Genomic DNA, 17,411 nt, shown 5'->3' with positions numbered 1-17,411 from the left:
CATCCGTACATAGAGGAAAGACCCATGAGCATTTCTGGAAAAATCGCCGTGGTAACCGGTGCATCATCCGGCATCGGTGCCATTTATGCGGCTCGTCTCGCCCAGCGCGGCTATGACCTGTTGCTCGTTGCCCGGCGTGGTGAGCGCTTGCACAGCCTTGCCACCCAGCTGGAGCAGACCTTCGCCATCAAGGCTGCGACACGAGTCGCCGATCTCGAGAACGAAGCCGACCTGACCGCACTGGCCACCACGCTCGCCGAAGACCCAGCCATCGCCGTACTGGTGAACAACGCCGGGATCGCCAGGCTCAACCCAGTCGCCGAGGTGTCGCCGCAGGATTCATTGGCGCAGATCGCCTTGAATATCACTGCACTGACGCGCCTGACGCATGCGGTGCTGCCAGCGTTCAAAGCACGTAACGAGGGGGTGATCATCAATATTGCCTCGGCCTTGTCGCTGCATGCGCTGCCGATAAGCGCCGTATACAGCGGCACCAAGGGTTTCGTGCTCAATTTCAGTCGTGGTCTGCAGCAGGAACTGGCCAACACGGGGGTTCGGGTGCAAGTGGTATTGCCTGCCGCCACGGCCACCGATCTTTGGGATGCCGCAGGGGTGCCCTTGGCCACGCTGCCGAAAGAAGCGGTAATGGCAACCGAACACCTCGTCGATGCGGCAATGGCCGGTTTCGACATGGGCGAATCGGTCACCCTGCCATCCCTGGCGGATAACGCCCTGTGGGAGCGCTTCGACACGGCACGCGCGGAGCTCTTCGCCGCAATGCAGACCGGCCAGCCGGCACCACGACTGCTCAAGCTCTAACGCCGCATCTCCAAGCGGCGCCGCCGATGGCCCCGGTCAGGTCTTGAAGCGACGCACGAGGCCATTCAACTCATCCGATAGCGCTGTCAGGGTCTTCGCATCGTTGCTGGTCGCGCTGGCCAGTTCGGCCACCTGCTGCGAATCGCTGTGGATCTGGCTGATGTGGCGGTTGATGTCCTCGGCCACCTGGTGCTGCTCCTCGGCAGCGGTGGCGATCTGCGTGCTCATGTCACGGATGTTGTCCACCGCATCGCGGATCATCTCGAAGCTCGAGCGCGCCTCACCGATGGCGTTCACGGTCTGGCGCGACACGTCGAGGCTGGCGTGCATCTGCCGCGCGGTGTCCTGTGTGCGTCGGGCCAGGTTGCCGAGCAGGCCATCGATCTCCTCGGTGGCATCGGAAGAACGCTTGGCCAGCGCCCGCACCTCGTCGGCCACCACGGCGAAGCCACGCCCCTGCTCGCCGGCACGTGCCGCCTCAATGGCAGCATTGAGCGCCAGCAGGTTGGTCTGCTCGGCAATCGAGCGAATGGTGCCGAGGATCGACTGGATCGAATCGCTGTCCTGCTGCAGTTGCTGCATCGACTCCACCGAACGGGCGATCTCGTCGCTCAGGCGGGTGACGCTGTCGGCCGAGGTCTGGATCTGCTGCTGGCCGGCATGCGCCTGGCGCTGGCCGGCATCGGCCGAGCCGGCGGCCTCGGAACAGGCGCGCGCCACCTCGTTGGCAGTCATGACCATCTCGTGGAAGGCGGTCGAGACCATGTCCACCGCCTCGCGCTGGCGGGCGGCCACATCTTCCAGTTCCTGGGCGACGCCGGCAGAGCTGCTCGAACTGCTGTGGATGCTCCCTGCCGCATGGCCGATGCTGAGGATCATGTCGCGAATGGCGGAAAGGAACTGATTGAACCAGCCCGCCAGCTGCGCGGTTTCATCACGGCCGCGTACGGCCAGCTCCTTGGTCAGATCACCCTCGCCCTGGGCGATACCTTCCAGGCCACTGGTCACCGCCTGGATCGGCCGCACGATCATGCCGGCGAACAGCGCGCCCAGAGCGGCGAAGGCCAGCGCCACGATGGCAGCCAGGGAGACGATGATCCAGGTCATGCGTGTCGCGCCAGCCATCACCTCGCTCTTCTTGATCAGGCCGACGAACTGCCAGCCCAGCTTGTCCGAGGAATAGACGTTGGCCATGTACGCTTCGCCATCGAGGTTCAGCTCGACCGCGCCGCTGCGCGTAGCCGCCAGCTCGGCATAACCGGGGCCGAGATCCTTCAGCGCCTTGAAGTTGTGCTCGGGCTGGCTTGGATCGACCAGCACAGTGCCATTGCGCTCCATCAGCATCAGATAGCCACTGTCGCCGAGCTTGATCTGCTTGACGATATCGGTGAGCTGACGCAGGGAAACGTCGATGTTCACCACCCCGCCCTGCTGCCCCAGACGATTGGCGAAGCTGCGTACGGTGCTGACCAGCACCACGTCGTCGGCCGCCCAGTAGTAGGCTTCGGTGCGCAAAGTCTTGTCCGGCTGAGCCATCGCCCGCTGGTACCAGGGACGCGTGCGCGGATCATAGTTGCTCAGGTTCGGATCACCCGGCCAGAACACGTAGCCGCCCTCACTGGTACCCAGCGATACATAGGCATAGGCCGGATGGCTTGCTGCGAACCCGGCGAACAAGTCGAACAGGGCACGATCCTGCTCGCCTTCCGGCTGGCTGGCGGCATCGGCAGAGATGTAGCGTTTGACGCCTGCGTCGATACCCGCCAGTTGCGGATGCTTGGCCAGATAATCGACGTTCTGCTCGATACTTTCGAAGAACAGGCGCATGGCATTTTCCACCTGCCGAATCTCGCGTCCGCTGCTGTCTATGAAATCCTCGCTGGCTGCCTGGCGCAGATTCACCACCACCAGAATCGCGACCAGAATCACTGGAAGGCTGGCGATGGCCGCAAACGTCATCACCAGTTTGTGCTTGATGCTCATGAGCTGTCCTTTGTGTTTAGGAGCAATCGGAACCCTTGCAGATATTCCGTATTATGGTATACCAATATATAGCGATCCGCGCCGCCTTGCATAGCGCCTGAACCCGACAGCGGAGTCACCCATCGAGAAGCGCAGCGCACGCTTCCCACCAGCCGGTCGAACACGACCCAACAGACTTGAGGACAGCAGCATGAAATTCTCTTTGTTCGTTCACATGGAGCGCTACGACGAGCAGGTTGGCCATCGCCAGCTCTTCGATGAGCTCACCGAACTGACGCTCATGGCCGAGGCCGGCGGCTTCTCCACCGTGTGGATCGGCGAACACCACGCCATGGAGTACACCATCTCCCCCAGCCCCATGCCGCTGCTGGCCTACCTGGCCGCCCGCACCACCACCATCCGCCTCGGCGCCGGCACCATCATCGCGCCGTTCTGGCACCCCATCCGCGTGGCCGGTGAATGCGCCCTGCTCGACGTGATCAGCAACGGGCGCATGGAAGTCGGCCTGGCCCGCGGCGCCTACCAGTACGAATTCGACCGCATGATGAACGGCATGCCCGCCACCGACGGCGGCAAGTACCTGCGCGAGATGGTGCCGGTGGTCAAGGCCCTGTGGCAGGGCGATGTCGCCCACGAAGGCGAGATCTGGAAGTTCCCCACCTCCACCTCCTCGCCTCGTCCGCTGCAGCAACCTACTCCACCGATGTGGATCGCCGCACGCGACCCGGACTCGCACAACTTCGCCGTGGCCAATGGTTGCAACGTCATGGTCACGCCGCTGATGAAAGGCGACGAAGAAGTCGTGGATCTTAAGAACAAGTTCGAAAATGCCCTGGCCAACAATCCGCACGTGCCGCGCCCGCAACTGATGGTGCTGCGCCACACCCACGTGCACACGGCGGACGACCCGGATGGCTGGAAAATCGGCGCCGAAGCCATCTCGCGCTTCTACCGCACCTTCGACGCCTGGTTCGGCAACAAGCAGACGCCCGTCAACGGCCTGCTGGCGCCGAGCCCGGAAGAGAAATTCAAGGAGCGCCCGGAGTTCGAGCTGGAGAGCATCCGCAAGAACACCATGATCGGCACGCCAGAAGAAATCATCGCGCGTATCCGCCACTACCAGGAACTGGGCGTCGACGAATTCAGCTTCTGGGCCGACAACAGCCTGCCCTACGCCGAGAAGAAGAAGTCGCTGGAACTGTTCATCGAGCACGTGGTGCCGGCGTTCCGCTGATCACCGTCACACGCAACACCGACGCCCGCCATGGCTCACGCCTGGCGGGCGTTTTCGTTTGACAGAGGCAGAATATTGCAGGCACACAGCGACCGACGCGCCATGGCATTCAGCGGCGATACAAGAGTCTGGGGAGTAACAAGATGGAGGCGAACCCTGCCAGCCACACCCCGGCACACGATGTTCCCGCTGTGGCTGCTCCCTTCCGGGCCTGACCAGGTTCACGGGTAATCGTTGCGAGGGGACCGGCAGGGCCCACCATAACGAAGCCCGTCATTGCGACGGGCCGCGCCATTGTAACGACTAAATGCAAACTTACAACCGCCTCAAGCACTTAGATGCGAGAGGTGGCTTCCTCAGACGCGGAAACGCCCCACCAGTTGAGCCAGCCCATGGGACAGCTCCGACAGGTGACGGCTGGCCACGGTGCTGTGCTCGGAGGTTTGCGCGGCCTCGTTGGAGAGATCGCGGATATCGCTGATGTTGCGCGCGATTTCTTCGGTGACGCTGCTCTGTTCTTCACAGGCGGTGGCGATCTGCGCCGCCATGTCATTGATGCGCTGCACCGAGTCCCCGGTCATGCTCAGGGCCTGATCGACCCCGGCGGCCTGTTCGACACTCTGCCGTGCCCGCTCGCTGCCGGTGTGGGTCGCTTTGACCGCGTTCTGCACGCCGATCTGCAGGCGTTCGATCATGCCCTGAATGTCCTTGGTGGACTCCTGGGTGCGAGCGGCCAGCGCCCTCACCTCATCGGCCACCACGGCGAAACCGCGCCCCTGCTCGCCAGCGCGCGCCGCCTCGATGGCCGCGTTGAGCGCCAGCAGGTTGGTCTGCTCGGCAATGCCCTTGATCACGGCCAGTACGGCACCGATACTCGCAGCTTCCTGCTCCAGGGTCTGGATGGTCGAAGACGCGCTTTCCACCTCCTGAGCCAACTGGCGGATGGAGCTGATGGTCGCGCCAACCACCTGGGCGCCTTCACGGGACTGTTGCTCGGCATTGCGCGCGGCGTCGGCCGCGTTCTGGGCATTGCGCGCGACCTCGTGAACCGCCGCACTCATTTCCGTCGCGGCCGTGCTGACCTGGTCGACCGCAGCGTGCTCGCTGCTGATCAGTCGATCATTGGCAGCTGCCAGACCGGCGAGGTTCTTCGCCGAATCGGCGACTTCGTCGGTCACACGTCCCACTTCCTTGATCAGCGGTTGCAACTTGTCGAGGAAGCGGTTGAAGGCCTGGCTGAGCTGGCCCAACTCGTCCTTGGACAGCACATCGAGACGCACACGCAGATCACCGTCACCATCGGCGATCTGCTCGATACGATGCAGCAGGTTGTGCAGCGGCCGGGTCACCAGCAGCGGGAAGCCCACCACCAGCAACAGGCACACGGCCAGGCCAAAGGCGATGACCAGGCTTTGTTGCCAGGTCAGATCCTCACCATGGGCGATCGCTGCGGTACCGACGGCGTTGGCCGCACTGTCTTCCAGCTCGCCCAGTTTATTGATGACCTCGCGCATGGAGTCGAACTGCGTCTCGCTGTCGCCGAAGCTGAGGCGACTGGCCGCGTCAGGATCAGATGAGCTGAGCTGCAGAACCTTCAGCGAGGTGGCCTTCCACAAGACGAAGCCCCGGTCGAAATCGGCTACCAGCCCCATGGCTTCGCTGCCCGGCTGCATGGCAGCGAACTTGTGTACACGGTCATAGGCCTGCTGCAGGTTCTCGGTATGGGCCGCCAGCAGATCGTTGACGTGATCGCTAGCCCCCTCATCGAGCAGGCTGCGCTCGGCGACGAATGCCTGGTACAGATCCCGATCGGCATTGAGCAGCAGGCTGATGCCTGGCAAATGGCGATTGGTCAGGGTCGTGGTGGACTCGGCTACCTGGGTGATACCCCGTATGCCAAGCACACCCATAGCCACCAGCAGGGCCGCCAGAAGCAGAATAGGTAGAGCTATTTTCCAGCGGAAGCCTAGGTCAGCGAAGGTGCGCAGCATGATTGCACTCCGATATCAATCAGATAACAAAAAGCATAGTCGAGGTTGGCAAACTTTCGTTGTGCCTGGCTGCGATCCTAGGCGTGAATGCTTAGCCCTTTGTTAAGCCCTCCCCTGGATGTCGGGGCATTTTTATCCCGCGGCTGGAACCACGCGCCTCGGTGCGACACTAAGCCCTATCGGAAAGAGCGCTGCTCGCTCTCCCGAACCACGGCCTTTGTGCTAGCTTTCCCGGCGTTTTCGGTCGCACCTTCGCTTCGAGCGCGCCGAACCCCTCACCTGCATACGGAGTTACATCATGGCAATCACCAAAGACCAACTGATCAGCGACCTGGCCGAAGCCGTTTCCCTGCCCAAAGCCAGCGTGCGCAGCCTGATCGATCAGTTGGGCGAGATCGTCGGCGACGCACTGGAAAACGACGGTGAAATCACCCTGCCGGGCATCGGCAAGCTGAAGGTGAGCGAGCGCCCGGCCCGTACCGGCCGCAACCCGCAGACCGGCAAGAGCATCGAGATCGCCGCCAAGAAGGTGATCAAGCTGGTGCCGGCCAAGGCTCTGAGCGACAGCCTGAACTGATTGCTAGGCTTTGTACGAAAAGTGCCTGCGCTCGGTGATGCTTCGTTAAAAACGGGTTCGGAATGCTCATTTACAGCTCGTAAACTCGAATGCGAGCCCAGTCCGTTCCTCACCCGTTTTTGCGGGGCCGCCATCGGTATCGCCTGACCTTCGCTCGACGACTTCTCGTACAAACCCCAGTCTGGCCGCGATCATTTCAGGATCGCGGCCATCCCTCCGCGCTCAGCGCCTCACTGAGCCAGGACTTCGACGCTACCGCGCATCCCGGCCTGGTAATGACCTGCGATCAGGCAGGCGAACTCGAAGCGCCCCGCCCGGTTGAACGTCCAGATCATCTCCCCTTGCTGCGCCGGCTCGATATGAGCCATGTAGGCCTCACCGTGCATCATTCCGGATTGCTTGAGCATGGCCTCGGCATGTTCATCCAGGGTCTGCCGGGTACCGAGCACGAACTCATGCATCAGCTTGCCGTCGTTGTGGTGGACGAAACGAATGGTTTCGCCCTGCTTGATCTGCACAGTCTCGGGGGTGAAGCGCATGCGATCGTCCATGCGAATCTCGATGGTGCGATCCACCTGGTCGGCACGCCCGGCGATGCCCCAGGGCTTTTGCTCCGCAGCCGGCTCGTGCTGCATGTGCATCGAGCCATGGTCTTCGTGACCTCCGGCCTGGGCGAAAACCTGGCCGCTGATAAGCAGTCCGCTCATGAACAAAGCAGGAAAAACGATGATGTGTCGCATCAGGATGTTGTCTCCAATCGTGTGATCCGGGTGCCGCCGGCACGCCGGTGCGCAGCAGCCGCAAGTTAGCTGCGGCACGCTGAAAGTCAGGAATCGATCAGAACGACAAGTGCCGTGGAGGACGCTCGGGCGTATCGAGGATCACCCCGGACAAGCGCGGGCTGGCCATCGATGCCGGTGCCAGGCCAACGCCATCGCGCGGCGGGACTAATGGCTGAGCCAGGGCCATAGCGCTCACGCAGAGCGCACAGAGGCTGCAGGTACCTGGCTTGAAATGGGGGTGACTGGCGCCCTGCACTTGCTTGGCCATGCCCCCGTGATCCATACGCATGGAACACTCAGCGTGAGTTGCCGGAGCTTGCGGCATGCCAAGCGCCACCTGGGCCTGCATCGGCAGAACCAGGATCAGCAAGAGAAGCAGCGCGGTATGCAGCCGGTTGCGCATGGGCGATATCGACAACGTACGAAGGTGGCGAGGATTATCACGCCAGCCACGGTTCTCTCCAAGCCCGTTCAGCAACTTATTGAGAACCGTGCCGGACGTGTCATCAACCGAGCATGGTCACATGCCGTGGATGGCTGGCGACCCGCTCGAGCCAGGCGCGAATGGCCGGAAAGGCCTCGAGGCTGAAACCGCCCTCGTCCGCGACATGGGTATAGGCGTATAGGGCGATATCGGCAATCGAGTATTGCTCGCCGACCAGATAGGGCGTGCGCTCCAGTTGCTTCTCCATCACCTTCAGCGCTTTGTAACCACCGACCACGCAACGTGCATGTTCTTCACGACGCGCGTCCGGCATACCCAGATAGAGCTGGATGAAGCGCGCCACCGCCACATAGGGCTCGTGGCTGTATTGCTCGAAGAACTGCCACTGCAGCACCTGGGTGCGCAGACGCGGCTCACTGGGCAGGAACTCGCTGCCATCGGCGAGGAAATTGAGGATGGCGTTGGACTCCCACAGGCAGGTGCCGTCTTCCAGCTCCAACACCGGAATCTTGCCGTTGGGATTCTTCGCCAGGAAGGCTTCGCTCTGCGTCTCGCCCTTGAGAATATCGATGGCAATCCACTGGTACTCCTTGCCCAGCAGATGCAGCATCAGCTTGACCTTGTAGCAGTTGCCCGAACGGTAATCGCCGTAGACCTTGAACATCGCGTTGCCCTCCCTATCAATCCTCGCGGCCAGTTCGCCGCCAATCCCCTGTTTTGGCAGGAGCGGATTTATCCGCGAAAAACGCGGCTGAAAGGCAATGCCGCCCAGCCGCTCCTACATAAACCAATCAATCACGCACCCTGCGCTTCGCGGATCACCGCCGCCAGGCGGCGCAGCCCCTCGCCCAGGCGCTCCGGCGCCACGTGACTGAAGTTCAGGCGCAGATGGCCGGGGTTGGCGTCCGGGTCGATGAAGAACGGCTCGCCCGGCATGAAGGCGACGTTCTGCGCCAGCGCCGCATCCAGCAGCGTACGGGTATCCAGCGGCTGTTTGAGGGTCAGCCAGAAGAACAGGCCGCCCTGCGGGATTTCCCAGGTGGCCAGCTCGCCGAAGTGCTCCACCAGCGCGCTCTGCATGGCGTCACGGCGCACGCGGTAGAAGTCGCGCAGCTCGGCCAGGTGACCGCGATACTGCTCGCTGCCCAGCCACTGCAGCGCCTGCCACTGACCGATACGGTTGGTGTGCAGATCCGCCGACTGTTTCAGGCGCAGCAGGTGCGGGAACAGATCCGGCGTGGCGATCAGGTAGCCCACGCGCAGCCCCGGCAGCAGGGTCTTGGAGACGGTGCCGGTGTAGATCCAGCTGGCCTTCTTAAGGCGGTTGACGATGGGTGTGGCGCTGCCGGCATCGAACACCAGCTCGCGGTACGGTTCGTCTTCGATCAGGGTCACGCCGAACTCGTCGAGCAGCGCCGCCACCGCGTCGCGCTTGGCCTCGCTGTAGCGGGTGGCGGACGGATTCTGGAAGGTCGGAATCAGGTAGGCGAAGGCCGGCTTGTGGTTTTCCAGACGCTGACGCAGCGCGGCCAGCTCGGGGCCGTCGGCCTCCTGCGGCACGCTGATGCAATCGGCGCCGAACAGCTGGAAGGCTTGCAATGCGGCCAGGTAAGTCGGCGCCTCGAGCAATACTTCGGTGCCCGGGTCGATGAACAGCTTGGAGGCCAGATCCAGCGTCTGCTGCGAACCGCTGACGATCAATACCTGACTGGCCTCACAAGGTACACCCAACGCACGCGCCTCGGCGGCGATGGCCTCGCGCAGCGCCGGCTCACCCTCGCTCATGCCGTATTGGCCCATGCTCGCCGGCATCTCGGCCCAGTCCACCTTCGGCAGCATCGGCTCGGCCGGCAGGCCACCGGCGAACGACATCACCTCGGGGCGCTGCGCCGCGGCAAGGATTTCACGGATCAGGGAGCTTTTCAGGCGGGCGATGCGTTCGGAGAAGGCCATGGGGTGTCCTGGGGTGCCAAAGTCGGAAAATTAAGTCAAACTGCTTGACCGAAATTACGCCGCCGCCCAGAGATACGTCAATATGACTGACCTAAAAAATTTCCCCGAGAAATTTTTATCGGCGCCCAGTGACGGCCCGCAAGGTAGCCGCCAGGGATCGCCAGCGCTCAAGCATGCGGCAGCTCAGCAAGCGGCCATGGAGGCCTTTTTCTTCGGCTACCAGGCCTTCACCGCCAAGCCTGACGAGATGCTGGCCAAGCGCGGCCTGTCGCGCGTGCACCACCGCATTCTGTTCTTCATCGCCAAATATCCGGGGCTGAACATGACCGAGCTGCTCGGCTACCTGGGCGTGAGCAAGCAGGCGCTGAACACGCCGCTGCGACAACTGATCGAGATGAATCTGGTGCGCAGCGAAGCGGCGGCGGACGACAAACGCAAGCGCCTGCTGGGCTTCACGCCCGAAGGCGCCAAGCTGGAACAGGCCCTGCGCCGCGAGCAGGCGCGTCTGCTGCAGCGGGTCTTCGACGAGATGGGTGAAGACGCGGTGAACGGCTGGCTGGCGGTCAACCGGGCATTGGCACGCGGCCGCCAGTAATCGCGCGCATCAGTCCAACTCACGGGCGGCCCGCAGAAACACCAGCGCCATCGCCACGCCGCTGGCCAGCAAGGGCAGCATCGACAACACGATGAATACCACGCTGGCCAGCAGAACGCCGCCGACGATGTTCATCCAGGCCATCACCCGCAGTGACGGATACGGCACGCTCACGCGCAACAGCCCAACCCCCAGCCAAACCATACTGCCGCCCATCAGCACCAGCAGCACGATATACAGCAGGGTGATGGGATTGAGCCCCTCGAACAGCCGCGCGCCCAGCCAGAAATCCATCATGCCCAGGATCAGGCTCAGCCCCACCAGCAGCCAAACCGGTTTACCCAAGCCGCCGGCGGCGAAGCGCTGCTCGATCAGCGCCTTGAAGCGCATCAGCAGGTAACAGCCGACCAATACCAACACGGCGCTCATCCAGTCGCTGTAGCGGGTCAGCGCGGCCACTTCGATAGCGCTGAGCCAGGCACTGGCGAACATCAGCAGCACCAGCACCGCGTTGCCCAGCGTCGCCACCAGCGCCAGCATGGCCAGCACCTGCAACTGGCGCCGACTCCAACCGGTCAAGACAGGCTGCATGGGCGCATCGAGCAATTCGACCTGCGGCGCGCTGAAGGGATTGTCCGGCTGCATGATGCTCGGCTCCAAGGCAGAAAATCCGAGGCTAACCAGCCTGAGGACAATTGGCCAGACTGTACGGCTCATCACGCCGATGGCTGTACCGCGACGGCGGGCGGCCGGGGCAATAGGCTGATGCTCGCTCAACGGAGAACCCCCATGACCGCCGAACTGTTGCTGGCTTTCGTCGCCTTCGCCCTCGTCACCTCCATCACCCCCGGCCCGAACAACATGATGTTGCTGGCCTCCGGGGTGAACTTTGGCATTCGCCGCAGCCTGCCGCACATGCTCGGCATCAGCCTGGGCTTCATGGTGCTGGTGATCGCCGTGGGCATGGGCCTGGGTCAGTTGTTCGAGCGCCTGCCCGTGTTGCATGAGGTGCTGCGCTACGCCGGCGCCACCTACCTGCTCTACCTGGCCTGGAAGATCGCCCAGTCCGGCGCACCGCAGGGGCGCGACACACCAAACGCCAAGCCCTTCACCTTCCTCCAGGCCGCGGCCTTCCAGTGGGTCAACCCCAAGGCCTGGATCATGGCCATCGGCGCCATCACCACTTACACCCCGCACGAAGGCTTCTTCACCAACGTGCTGCTGATCGCCGCCCTGTTCGCCCTGGTCAACTGCCCCAGCGTCGGCTTGTGGACGGTAGCTGGCAGCCTGCTGCGCAAGTGGCTGGACAACCCGCGCGCCCTGCGCGCCTTCAACATCGGTATGGCGCTGCTCTTGGTCGCCTCGCTGTACCCCATCGTCATCGATACAGGACTGTTCTGATGCAAGACGCAACCCTCCCCCGCCTGCGCCCACTGAGCGATAGCTCCACCTCGTCGGTCGTGGCCGGTTTCATCGCCATGCTCACCGGCTACACCAGCTCGCTGGTGCTGATGTTCCAGGCCGGCCAGGCCGCCGGGCTGAGCAGCGGGCAGATTTCCTCGTGGATCTGGGCACTGTCGATCGGCATGGCGCTGTGCTGCATCGTGCTGTCGCTGCGCTACCGCGCGCCGGTAATGATCGCCTGGTCGACGCCCGGTGCGGCGCTGCTGATCACCAGCCTGCCGCAGGTGTCCTACGGCGAGGCCATCGGTGCCTATATCCTGGCCTCCGGGTTGATCGTGCTGATCGGCCTGACCGGCACCTTCGACCGCCTGATGCGCCGCATTCCCGCCTCCATCGCAGCAGCCCTGCTGGCTGGCGTGCTGTTCAAGATCGGCCTGGAAATCTGCAACGCTGCCGAGCAGCAGCCCTGGCTGGTGCTGGCCATGCTGCTCGCCTACCTGTTCGGCAAGCGCCTTTGGCCGCGCTATGCGGTGCTCGCTGCGCTCATCGTCGGCAGCGTGCTGGCCGGCGTGTTCGGCCTGCTGAACTTCAGCGACTTCCACCTGGAATTGGCCACGCCGCAGTGGACTACGCCGAGCTTCTCGCTGGCGGCCGCCATCAGCATCGGCATCCCGCTGTTCATCGTTGCCATGGCTTCGCAGAACCTGCCGGGCATGGCCGTGCTGCGCGCCAATGGTTACGACGTACCGGCCTCGCCGCTGCTAACCAGCACCGGCCTGGTGTCGGTATTGATGGCGCCGTTCGGCAGCCACGGCATCCACATGGCGGCGATCAGCGCGGCGATCTGCGCCGGCCCCGAAGCTCATGAGGATCCGCGCAAGCGCTACACCGCTGCGGTCTGGTGCGGGGTGTTCTACGGTATCGCCGGCATCTTCGGCGCCACCCTGGCGGCGTTGTTTGCCGCCTTGCCGGCAGCGTTGATCCTGTCCATCGCCGCGCTGGCCCTGTTCGCCTCGATCATCGGCGGCCTGACCCAGGCCATGAGCGAGCCGAACGAGCGCGAAGCGGCGCTGGTGACCTTTCTCGTCACCGCCTCGGGCATGACCCTGCTCGGCGTCGGTTCGGCCTTCTGGGGCATCGTCGCCGGCCTGCTGACCTTGACGGTTCTCACCGCAGGCAAACGCGCGGCCTGACCTCTCCGAACACGACAAAGGCGCCCTTGGGCGCCTTTGTCGTTTCTAGCGTCAGCCAATCAGATCGCCGTCGCCCCGCCATCAACGGCCAAGGCATGACCGGTGGTGAAAGCGGCGTGATCGCTGCACAAATACAGCACCGCCGCGGCGATTTCCTCCACCTTGCCGATACGCCCGACCGGGTGCATCGCGGCGGCGAACTCGGCCTTGCGCGGGTCGGCCTCATGGGCGCGGCGGAACATGTCGGTGTCGATCACCGCCGGGCATACGGCATTGACGCGGATTTTCTTCTTCGCGTACTCGACTGCTGCCGACTTGGTCAGGCCGATTACCGCATGTTTGGAAGCGGCGTAGATGCTCATCTTCGGCGCGGCGCCAAGGCCGGCTACCGAGGCGGTATTGACGATGGCACCACCACCCTGCGCCAGCAGCAGCGGAATCTGGTGCTTCATGCACAGCCATACGCCCTTGACGTTGACGCCCATGATGGCGTCGAACTCAGCCTCATTGCCGTCGGCCAGCTTGCCCTGCTCGATCTCGATACCGGCATTGTTGAAGGCGTAATCCAGGCGGCCATAAGCCTCGACGGTCGCCACCATCAGCGCCTGCACCTCGGCGTCGCGGGTCACGTCGCAGCGTACGAACAGCGCCTCGCCACCGGCGGCGCGAATCAGCTCGACGGTGCCCTCGCCGCCCGTGACATCGACATCGGAGACCACCACCTTGAGACCTTCAGCCGCGAAGGCCTGGGCGGTGGCGCGGCCGATGCCGGCGGCACCACCCGTGACCAGGGCGACCTGGCCGGAGAACGTCATGCTCATGTCTGCTTCCTCGCAGCGATTGGAGATCGCGACGAGTCTAGCCAGCAAGCCAGACGGCGAGCAGCACTATCAGGCGTTGGAGTGACCGATCATGCAGCCGATTGATGGCGCCGCGCGTCAGCCCTGCAGTTCAGCGACCACCGCCGCCAACGCCTGCGCCGGATCGGCAGCCTGGCTGATCGGGCGGCCAATCACCAGGTAGTCGGAGCCAGCGTCCAGCGCCTGGCGCGGGGTGAGGATGCGCTTCTGGTCGTCGGCACTGCTGCCAGCCGGACGAATCCCCGGCGTGACCAGTTGCAGGCGCGGCTGGGCGACCTTGAGCGCCGGAGCTTCCTGTGCGGAGCAGACCAGGCCATCGAGCCCGGCATCGGCCGCCAGACCGGCCAGGCGCAGCACCTGCTCCTGCGGCGGCACGTCCAGGCCGATACCGGCCAGATCCTGCTGCTCCATGCTGGTCAGCACCGTCACACCGATCAGCAGTGGTTTGGCGCCACTCAGCTTGTCCAGCTCGTTGCGGCAGGCCGCCATCATGCGCAGGCCGCCGGAGCAATGCACGTTGACCATCCACACACCCAGCTCGGCCGCGGCCTTGACGGCCATGGCGGTGGTGTTGGGGATGTCGTGGAATTTCAGATCGAGGAACAGCTCGAAGCCCTTGGCCTGCAGCGCTTCGACCACCTGCGGGCCGCTGCGGGTGAACAGCTCCTTGCCCACCTTGACCCGGCACAGCGCCGGATCGAGCCGGTCGGCCAGGGCCAGGGCAGCGTCGGAGCTGGGAAAGTCGAGGGCAACGATGATCGGGGTCTGGCAGGCAGGCATGGGCAGGTCTCGGACAGGACAAAAACGCCGCGCATTGTAGCGCAAAGCATGCTGGCGCTGGTCGCGACTGAAAGCCCCGCCGCGGGCAAGGCCGTACAGGAAATATGCTGGGGGATGCTGTAGGAGCGAGCTCTGCTCGCGAAAACGCATTCGCGAGCAGAGCTCGCTCCTACCGGGTGGGTCAAAACAGAACCCTAGGTCCAGGCCTATCAGGCAATCAGACGTTCGCGCAAACGCCCGAGCATGCCCATCAGGCTGCCGACCTTCTCCTGCTCGCGCTCATCGCGCGGTACCTCGGCCAGGCGGGTGACCACCTGTTGCGGCTGCGAGCGCCAGATCAGCGTCTGCTCGGCAGCGGCCTTGAGCCCCTTCTCGAACAGGCCTCGGCGCACCGGCTTGGGCAGGTAACGGAAGATCTGCGCCTCGTTGACCAGGCGCAGCAACGCCTGGGTGTCCTGGAACGGCGTGACCACCAGGCTGAGCAGGCGCGGATGGGCCTGGGCCAGGGTCTTGAGCAATGGCGCGGTGTCCTCGCCGGCCAGTTTCAGGTCGCTGACCAGGATGTCCACCGCCTCGCTATTGAGCTGCAGCATGGCCTCGGCCAGGTTGCGTGCGCGCAGCAGACGATGCCCACCGGCCACACAAAACTCATCGAGCACCGCCAGGGTATCGGCCTCGTCATCGAGCGACAGCACGGTCAGCGGAGCGGACAAGGTGCGGCTGTCCGGCATCTGCGCGGGCTGCGCCTGACGCATCGCCAGCTCGGCTGCCTGGCGCAGGGTGAAGGCCATTTCCTGCTGATCCCAGGGTTTGGTCAGGTAACGGAAGATGCCGCCGTCGTTCAGCGCATCGACGGCGGCATCCAGATCGGAGTAGCCCGTCAGCAGGATGCGCAGGGTGTTCGGCGCAATCTCGCGCGCCTCGGCCAGCAGTTGCGCACCGGTCATCTGCGGCATGCGCTGGTCGCTCACCAGCACGTGCACGGGCTCCTCGCGCAGACGCTGCAGGGCGCGGTGCGGATCGTTCTCGGTAAGCACCTCGTAGTGCCGGCGGAACTGCATGGCGAGGCTGCGCAGGATGCGTTCCTCGTCATCGACGAAGAGGATTCGAACGGGTGCGGTCATCTCAGGCGCTCCTTTTCATGGCAACGGCGTTGGGTAGCGGCAGGCTGATGAGAAAGCGCGTGCCACGGCCGGGTTCGGAGGCCACGCGGATCTGCCCGCCGTGGTCGCGCACGATCTTGTAGCTGATCGACAAACCCAGGCCGGTGCCCTGGCCGACCGGCTTGGTGGTGAAGAAGGGATCGAAGATCTTCGCCATGACCTCGGGCGGCATGCCGCGTCCGTTGTCCTGCAACGAGATGTGGATGCCCTGCTCGTCCGCCCAACTGCGAATCTGGATGCGCCCCAGGCCATCGATGGCCTGCGCGGCATTGGTCAGCAGGTTGAGCAGCACCTGGTTGATCTGCGAGGGCGCGCAGGCGATGCGCGGCAAGTCGGCGAGTTGCTGCACCACCTCGGCCTTGTCCTTGATGTGGTTGCGGGCGATCAACAAGGCGCTGCGGATGCAGTCGTTGAGGTCGACCTCTTCGCTCATGGCGCGATCGACGCGGGCAAAGTCCTTGAGCCCGACCACCAACTCGGCGATCTGCTCCAGGCCGTACAGGGTATCGCCGTAAAGCTGCTGCAGATCCTCGGCGAGCAGCTCCGGCGCGGCCTGCTGACGAGCCTGCTCGGCGGCCTGCAGGGCTTCGCCCAGGCGGGTTTCATCGCACGCTGGGTCGTTCAGGCACTGGCCCAGGCGGGCTTGCGCGGCCGCCAGGTCGAACAGCGGCTCGCTCAACTCGCGCAACAGTTGCACGTTGTTCTTCACGTAGCCCAGCGGCGTGTTCAGTTCATGGGCAACGCCGGCGACCATCTGCCCCAGCGAGGCCATCTTCTCCGACTGCAGCAGTTGCGCCTGCGATTCCTTGAGATCCACCAGCGCCTGGCGCAACACCCGATTACGCTGGGCGATGCGCGCTTCCATGGCCTTGAGCAGGTCGAGCACGGTGCCCAGGCCGCAGTAACGGCCCTGCTCGTCAACGAGGATGAAGTCCTCGGTGATCGGGTACTGCAATTGCCCGGTGACCTGCTTGGCTGCTACCTCCAGATCCGCCTCCAGGCTGACGATCAGCGGTGCATCGTTCATCACCTCGCTGACCGGATGACGTCCGCGCAGGTCGCGGCCGAAACGCTGCATGAAGATGTCCTGCAGGCGCGTGCGGCTGACCAGGCCAACCGGCTGGCCGTCGTCCGCCACCACCGGCAGCGACAGGAACGCCTTGTGCTCGGGCGTCAGCAATTGATCGGCGACTTCACTGATGCTCATCTGCGGCGCCAGTGGCGTCACCGGTCGGAGCAGGGACTGCAGAGCGCTGGCACGGCTCATGGGGCGGTCTCTCCCTGTGATCGGAAAGTCGCCATTCAAACAGTGCCAGGTTGCCATCATGTGACAGGCTTACGGCCGCCACGCCACGGGTAAGCCCGCAAAGGCCGCGGCAGGCGCCTGACAAGCCGCAGGCGACGAGGTATGGTGGGGCCTTACAGCAACGGAGGAATCGAACATGCCCTGGTATGCCTGGCTCATTCTGATCCTGGCCTTGGGTTCCATCGTCGGCGGCCTGCTGCTCCTGCGCGACACGGCGAAGGAGCTACCGCTGAGCGAGGAGCAGCTCAAGCGCATCCACGAGCGCAACGCCGAGCAGGACGCCAAGGATGCCCGTGAGCGTTGAACCCGCCTGATCTCTACGGCGC

At 64.0% G+C, this 17,411-nt stretch carries 17 protein-coding genes, 1 other RNA gene and 3 pseudogenes; 7 read left to right on the top strand and 14 right to left on the bottom strand.

Features of this window, described 5'->3' with window-relative positions; all coding sequences use genetic code 11:
- Window positions 1–24: 24 nt before the first annotated feature.
- Complete coding sequence (locus tag ACODS1_RS18080; protein ID WP_489086752.1) at window positions 25–819, top strand: SDR family NAD(P)-dependent oxidoreductase; 795 nt, start codon at window positions 25–27, stop codon at window positions 817–819.
- A gap of 36 nt (window positions 820–855) precedes the next feature.
- On the opposite strand, the pseudogene ACODS1_RS18075 reads toward ACODS1_RS18080, so the two are convergent.
- Window positions 856–1,392, bottom strand: a pseudogene (locus ACODS1_RS18075) (methyl-accepting chemotaxis protein); the annotation flags it as partial.
- Between the two features lie 318 nt (window positions 1,393–1,710).
- A pseudogene (locus tag ACODS1_RS18070) lies at window positions 1,711–2,778 on the bottom strand (HAMP domain-containing protein); the annotation flags it as partial.
- Between the two features lie 214 nt (window positions 2,779–2,992).
- Between ACODS1_RS18070 and ACODS1_RS18065 the strand changes: the two are divergent.
- Window positions 2,993–4,036: an LLM class flavin-dependent oxidoreductase gene (locus ACODS1_RS18065; RefSeq protein WP_322978066.1), complete on the top strand. Its 1,044-nt coding sequence runs from the start codon at window positions 2,993–2,995 to the stop codon at window positions 4,034–4,036.
- Between the two features lie 154 nt (window positions 4,037–4,190).
- On the opposite strand, the gene ffs is transcribed toward ACODS1_RS18065, so the two are convergent.
- From ffs to ACODS1_RS18050, 3 genes and pseudogenes are all read right to left on the bottom strand, one after another.
- Window positions 4,191–4,287: signal recognition particle sRNA small type (gene ffs / locus ACODS1_RS18060), an RNA gene on the bottom strand.
- 105 nt (window positions 4,288–4,392) lie between these two features.
- Window positions 4,393–5,214: a methyl-accepting chemotaxis protein gene (locus ACODS1_RS18055; protein ID WP_489086771.1), complete on the bottom strand. Its 822-nt coding sequence runs from the start codon at window positions 5,212–5,214 to the stop codon at window positions 4,393–4,395.
- Window positions 5,215–5,250: 36 nt separating this feature from the next.
- Window positions 5,251–6,027 (bottom strand): annotated as a pseudogene (locus tag ACODS1_RS18050) (MCP four helix bundle domain-containing protein); the annotation flags it as partial.
- Window positions 6,028–6,325: 298 nt separating this feature from the next.
- On the opposite strand from ACODS1_RS18050, the gene ACODS1_RS18045 reads away from it, so the two are divergent.
- Complete coding sequence (locus tag ACODS1_RS18045; RefSeq protein ID WP_322978068.1) at window positions 6,326–6,604, top strand: HU family DNA-binding protein; 279 nt, start codon at window positions 6,326–6,328, stop codon at window positions 6,602–6,604.
- 230 nt (window positions 6,605–6,834) lie between these two features.
- Here the strand turns inward: ACODS1_RS18045 and ACODS1_RS18040 are convergent, their stop codons facing one another.
- The 4 genes from ACODS1_RS18040 to ACODS1_RS18025 form a co-directional block, all read right to left on the bottom strand.
- Window positions 6,835–7,311 (bottom strand): cupredoxin domain-containing protein, encoded by a 477-nt coding sequence (locus ACODS1_RS18040; RefSeq protein WP_489086751.1) that lies wholly within the window; start codon window positions 7,309–7,311, stop codon window positions 6,835–6,837.
- Window positions 7,312–7,441: 130 nt separating this feature from the next.
- A complete protein-coding gene (locus tag ACODS1_RS18035) occupies window positions 7,442–7,789 on the bottom strand; it encodes a hypothetical protein (RefSeq protein WP_489086750.1) in 348 nt (115 codons plus the stop codon).
- Between the two features lie 103 nt (window positions 7,790–7,892).
- Window positions 7,893–8,495 carry a glutathione S-transferase family protein gene (locus ACODS1_RS18030; protein ID WP_489086749.1) on the bottom strand — a complete coding sequence of 201 codons (603 nt, stop codon included), beginning with the start codon at window positions 8,493–8,495 and terminating at the stop codon, window positions 7,893–7,895.
- 131 nt (window positions 8,496–8,626) lie between these two features.
- Window positions 8,627–9,784 (bottom strand): aminotransferase-like domain-containing protein, encoded by a 1,158-nt coding sequence (locus tag ACODS1_RS18025; RefSeq protein ID WP_489086748.1) that lies wholly within the window; start codon window positions 9,782–9,784, stop codon window positions 8,627–8,629.
- A gap of 82 nt (window positions 9,785–9,866) precedes the next feature.
- Here ACODS1_RS18025 and ACODS1_RS18020 point away from each other — a divergent pair, with 82 nt between their 5' ends.
- Entirely contained in the window at window positions 9,867–10,379 is a 513-nt protein-coding gene (locus ACODS1_RS18020) for a MarR family winged helix-turn-helix transcriptional regulator (protein WP_489086747.1), read from the top strand.
- A gap of 9 nt (window positions 10,380–10,388) precedes the next feature.
- Here the strand turns inward: ACODS1_RS18020 and ACODS1_RS18015 are convergent, their stop codons facing one another.
- Window positions 10,389–11,024 (bottom strand): hypothetical protein, encoded by a 636-nt coding sequence (locus ACODS1_RS18015; protein WP_489086746.1) that lies wholly within the window; start codon window positions 11,022–11,024, stop codon window positions 10,389–10,391.
- 144 nt (window positions 11,025–11,168) lie between these two features.
- Here ACODS1_RS18015 and ACODS1_RS18010 point away from each other — a divergent pair, with 144 nt between their 5' ends.
- Together ACODS1_RS18010 and ACODS1_RS18005 are read left to right on the top strand one after the other, a co-directional pair.
- Entirely contained in the window at window positions 11,169–11,780 is a 612-nt protein-coding gene (locus tag ACODS1_RS18010) for a LysE family translocator (RefSeq protein ID WP_489086745.1), read from the top strand.
- Window positions 11,780–12,976, top strand: coding sequence for a benzoate/H(+) symporter BenE family transporter (locus tag ACODS1_RS18005; protein ID WP_322978076.1), 1,197 nt, complete (start codon window positions 11,780–11,782; stop codon window positions 12,974–12,976). The genes ACODS1_RS18010 and ACODS1_RS18005 overlap by 1 nt, the downstream gene beginning before the upstream one ends.
- 59 nt (window positions 12,977–13,035) lie before the next feature.
- Here ACODS1_RS18005 and ACODS1_RS18000 read toward each other — a convergent pair whose 3' ends face one another.
- From ACODS1_RS18000 to ACODS1_RS17985, 4 genes are all read right to left on the bottom strand, one after another.
- Window positions 13,036–13,797 (bottom strand): SDR family oxidoreductase, encoded by a 762-nt coding sequence (locus tag ACODS1_RS18000; protein WP_489086744.1) that lies wholly within the window; start codon window positions 13,795–13,797, stop codon window positions 13,036–13,038.
- Between the two features lie 117 nt (window positions 13,798–13,914).
- Window positions 13,915–14,616 carry an orotidine-5'-phosphate decarboxylase gene (pyrF, locus tag ACODS1_RS17995; protein ID WP_489086743.1) on the bottom strand — a complete coding sequence of 234 codons (702 nt, stop codon included), beginning with the start codon at window positions 14,614–14,616 and terminating at the stop codon, window positions 13,915–13,917.
- Between the two features lie 209 nt (window positions 14,617–14,825).
- A complete protein-coding gene (locus ACODS1_RS17990; RefSeq protein ID WP_489086742.1) occupies window positions 14,826–15,740 on the bottom strand; it encodes a response regulator in 915 nt (304 codons plus the stop codon).
- Window position 15,741: 1 nt separating this feature from the next.
- Window positions 15,742–17,046 (bottom strand): ATP-binding protein, encoded by a 1,305-nt coding sequence (locus ACODS1_RS17985; RefSeq protein ID WP_489086741.1) that lies wholly within the window; start codon window positions 17,044–17,046, stop codon window positions 15,742–15,744.
- 175 nt (window positions 17,047–17,221) lie between these two features.
- On the opposite strand from ACODS1_RS17985, the gene ACODS1_RS17980 reads away from it, so the two are divergent.
- Window positions 17,222–17,389, top strand: a complete 168-nt coding sequence (locus tag ACODS1_RS17980) for a DUF2897 family protein (protein WP_322978081.1) — start codon at window positions 17,222–17,224, stop codon at window positions 17,387–17,389.
- The last annotated feature ends 22 nt before the right edge of the window (window positions 17,390–17,411 follow it).

Source organism: Pseudomonas sp. FG29 (genome assembly GCF_057809355.1).
Note: the sequence above shows the minus strand (reverse complement) of the source record. Positions and strands in the feature narration are given on the sequence as shown.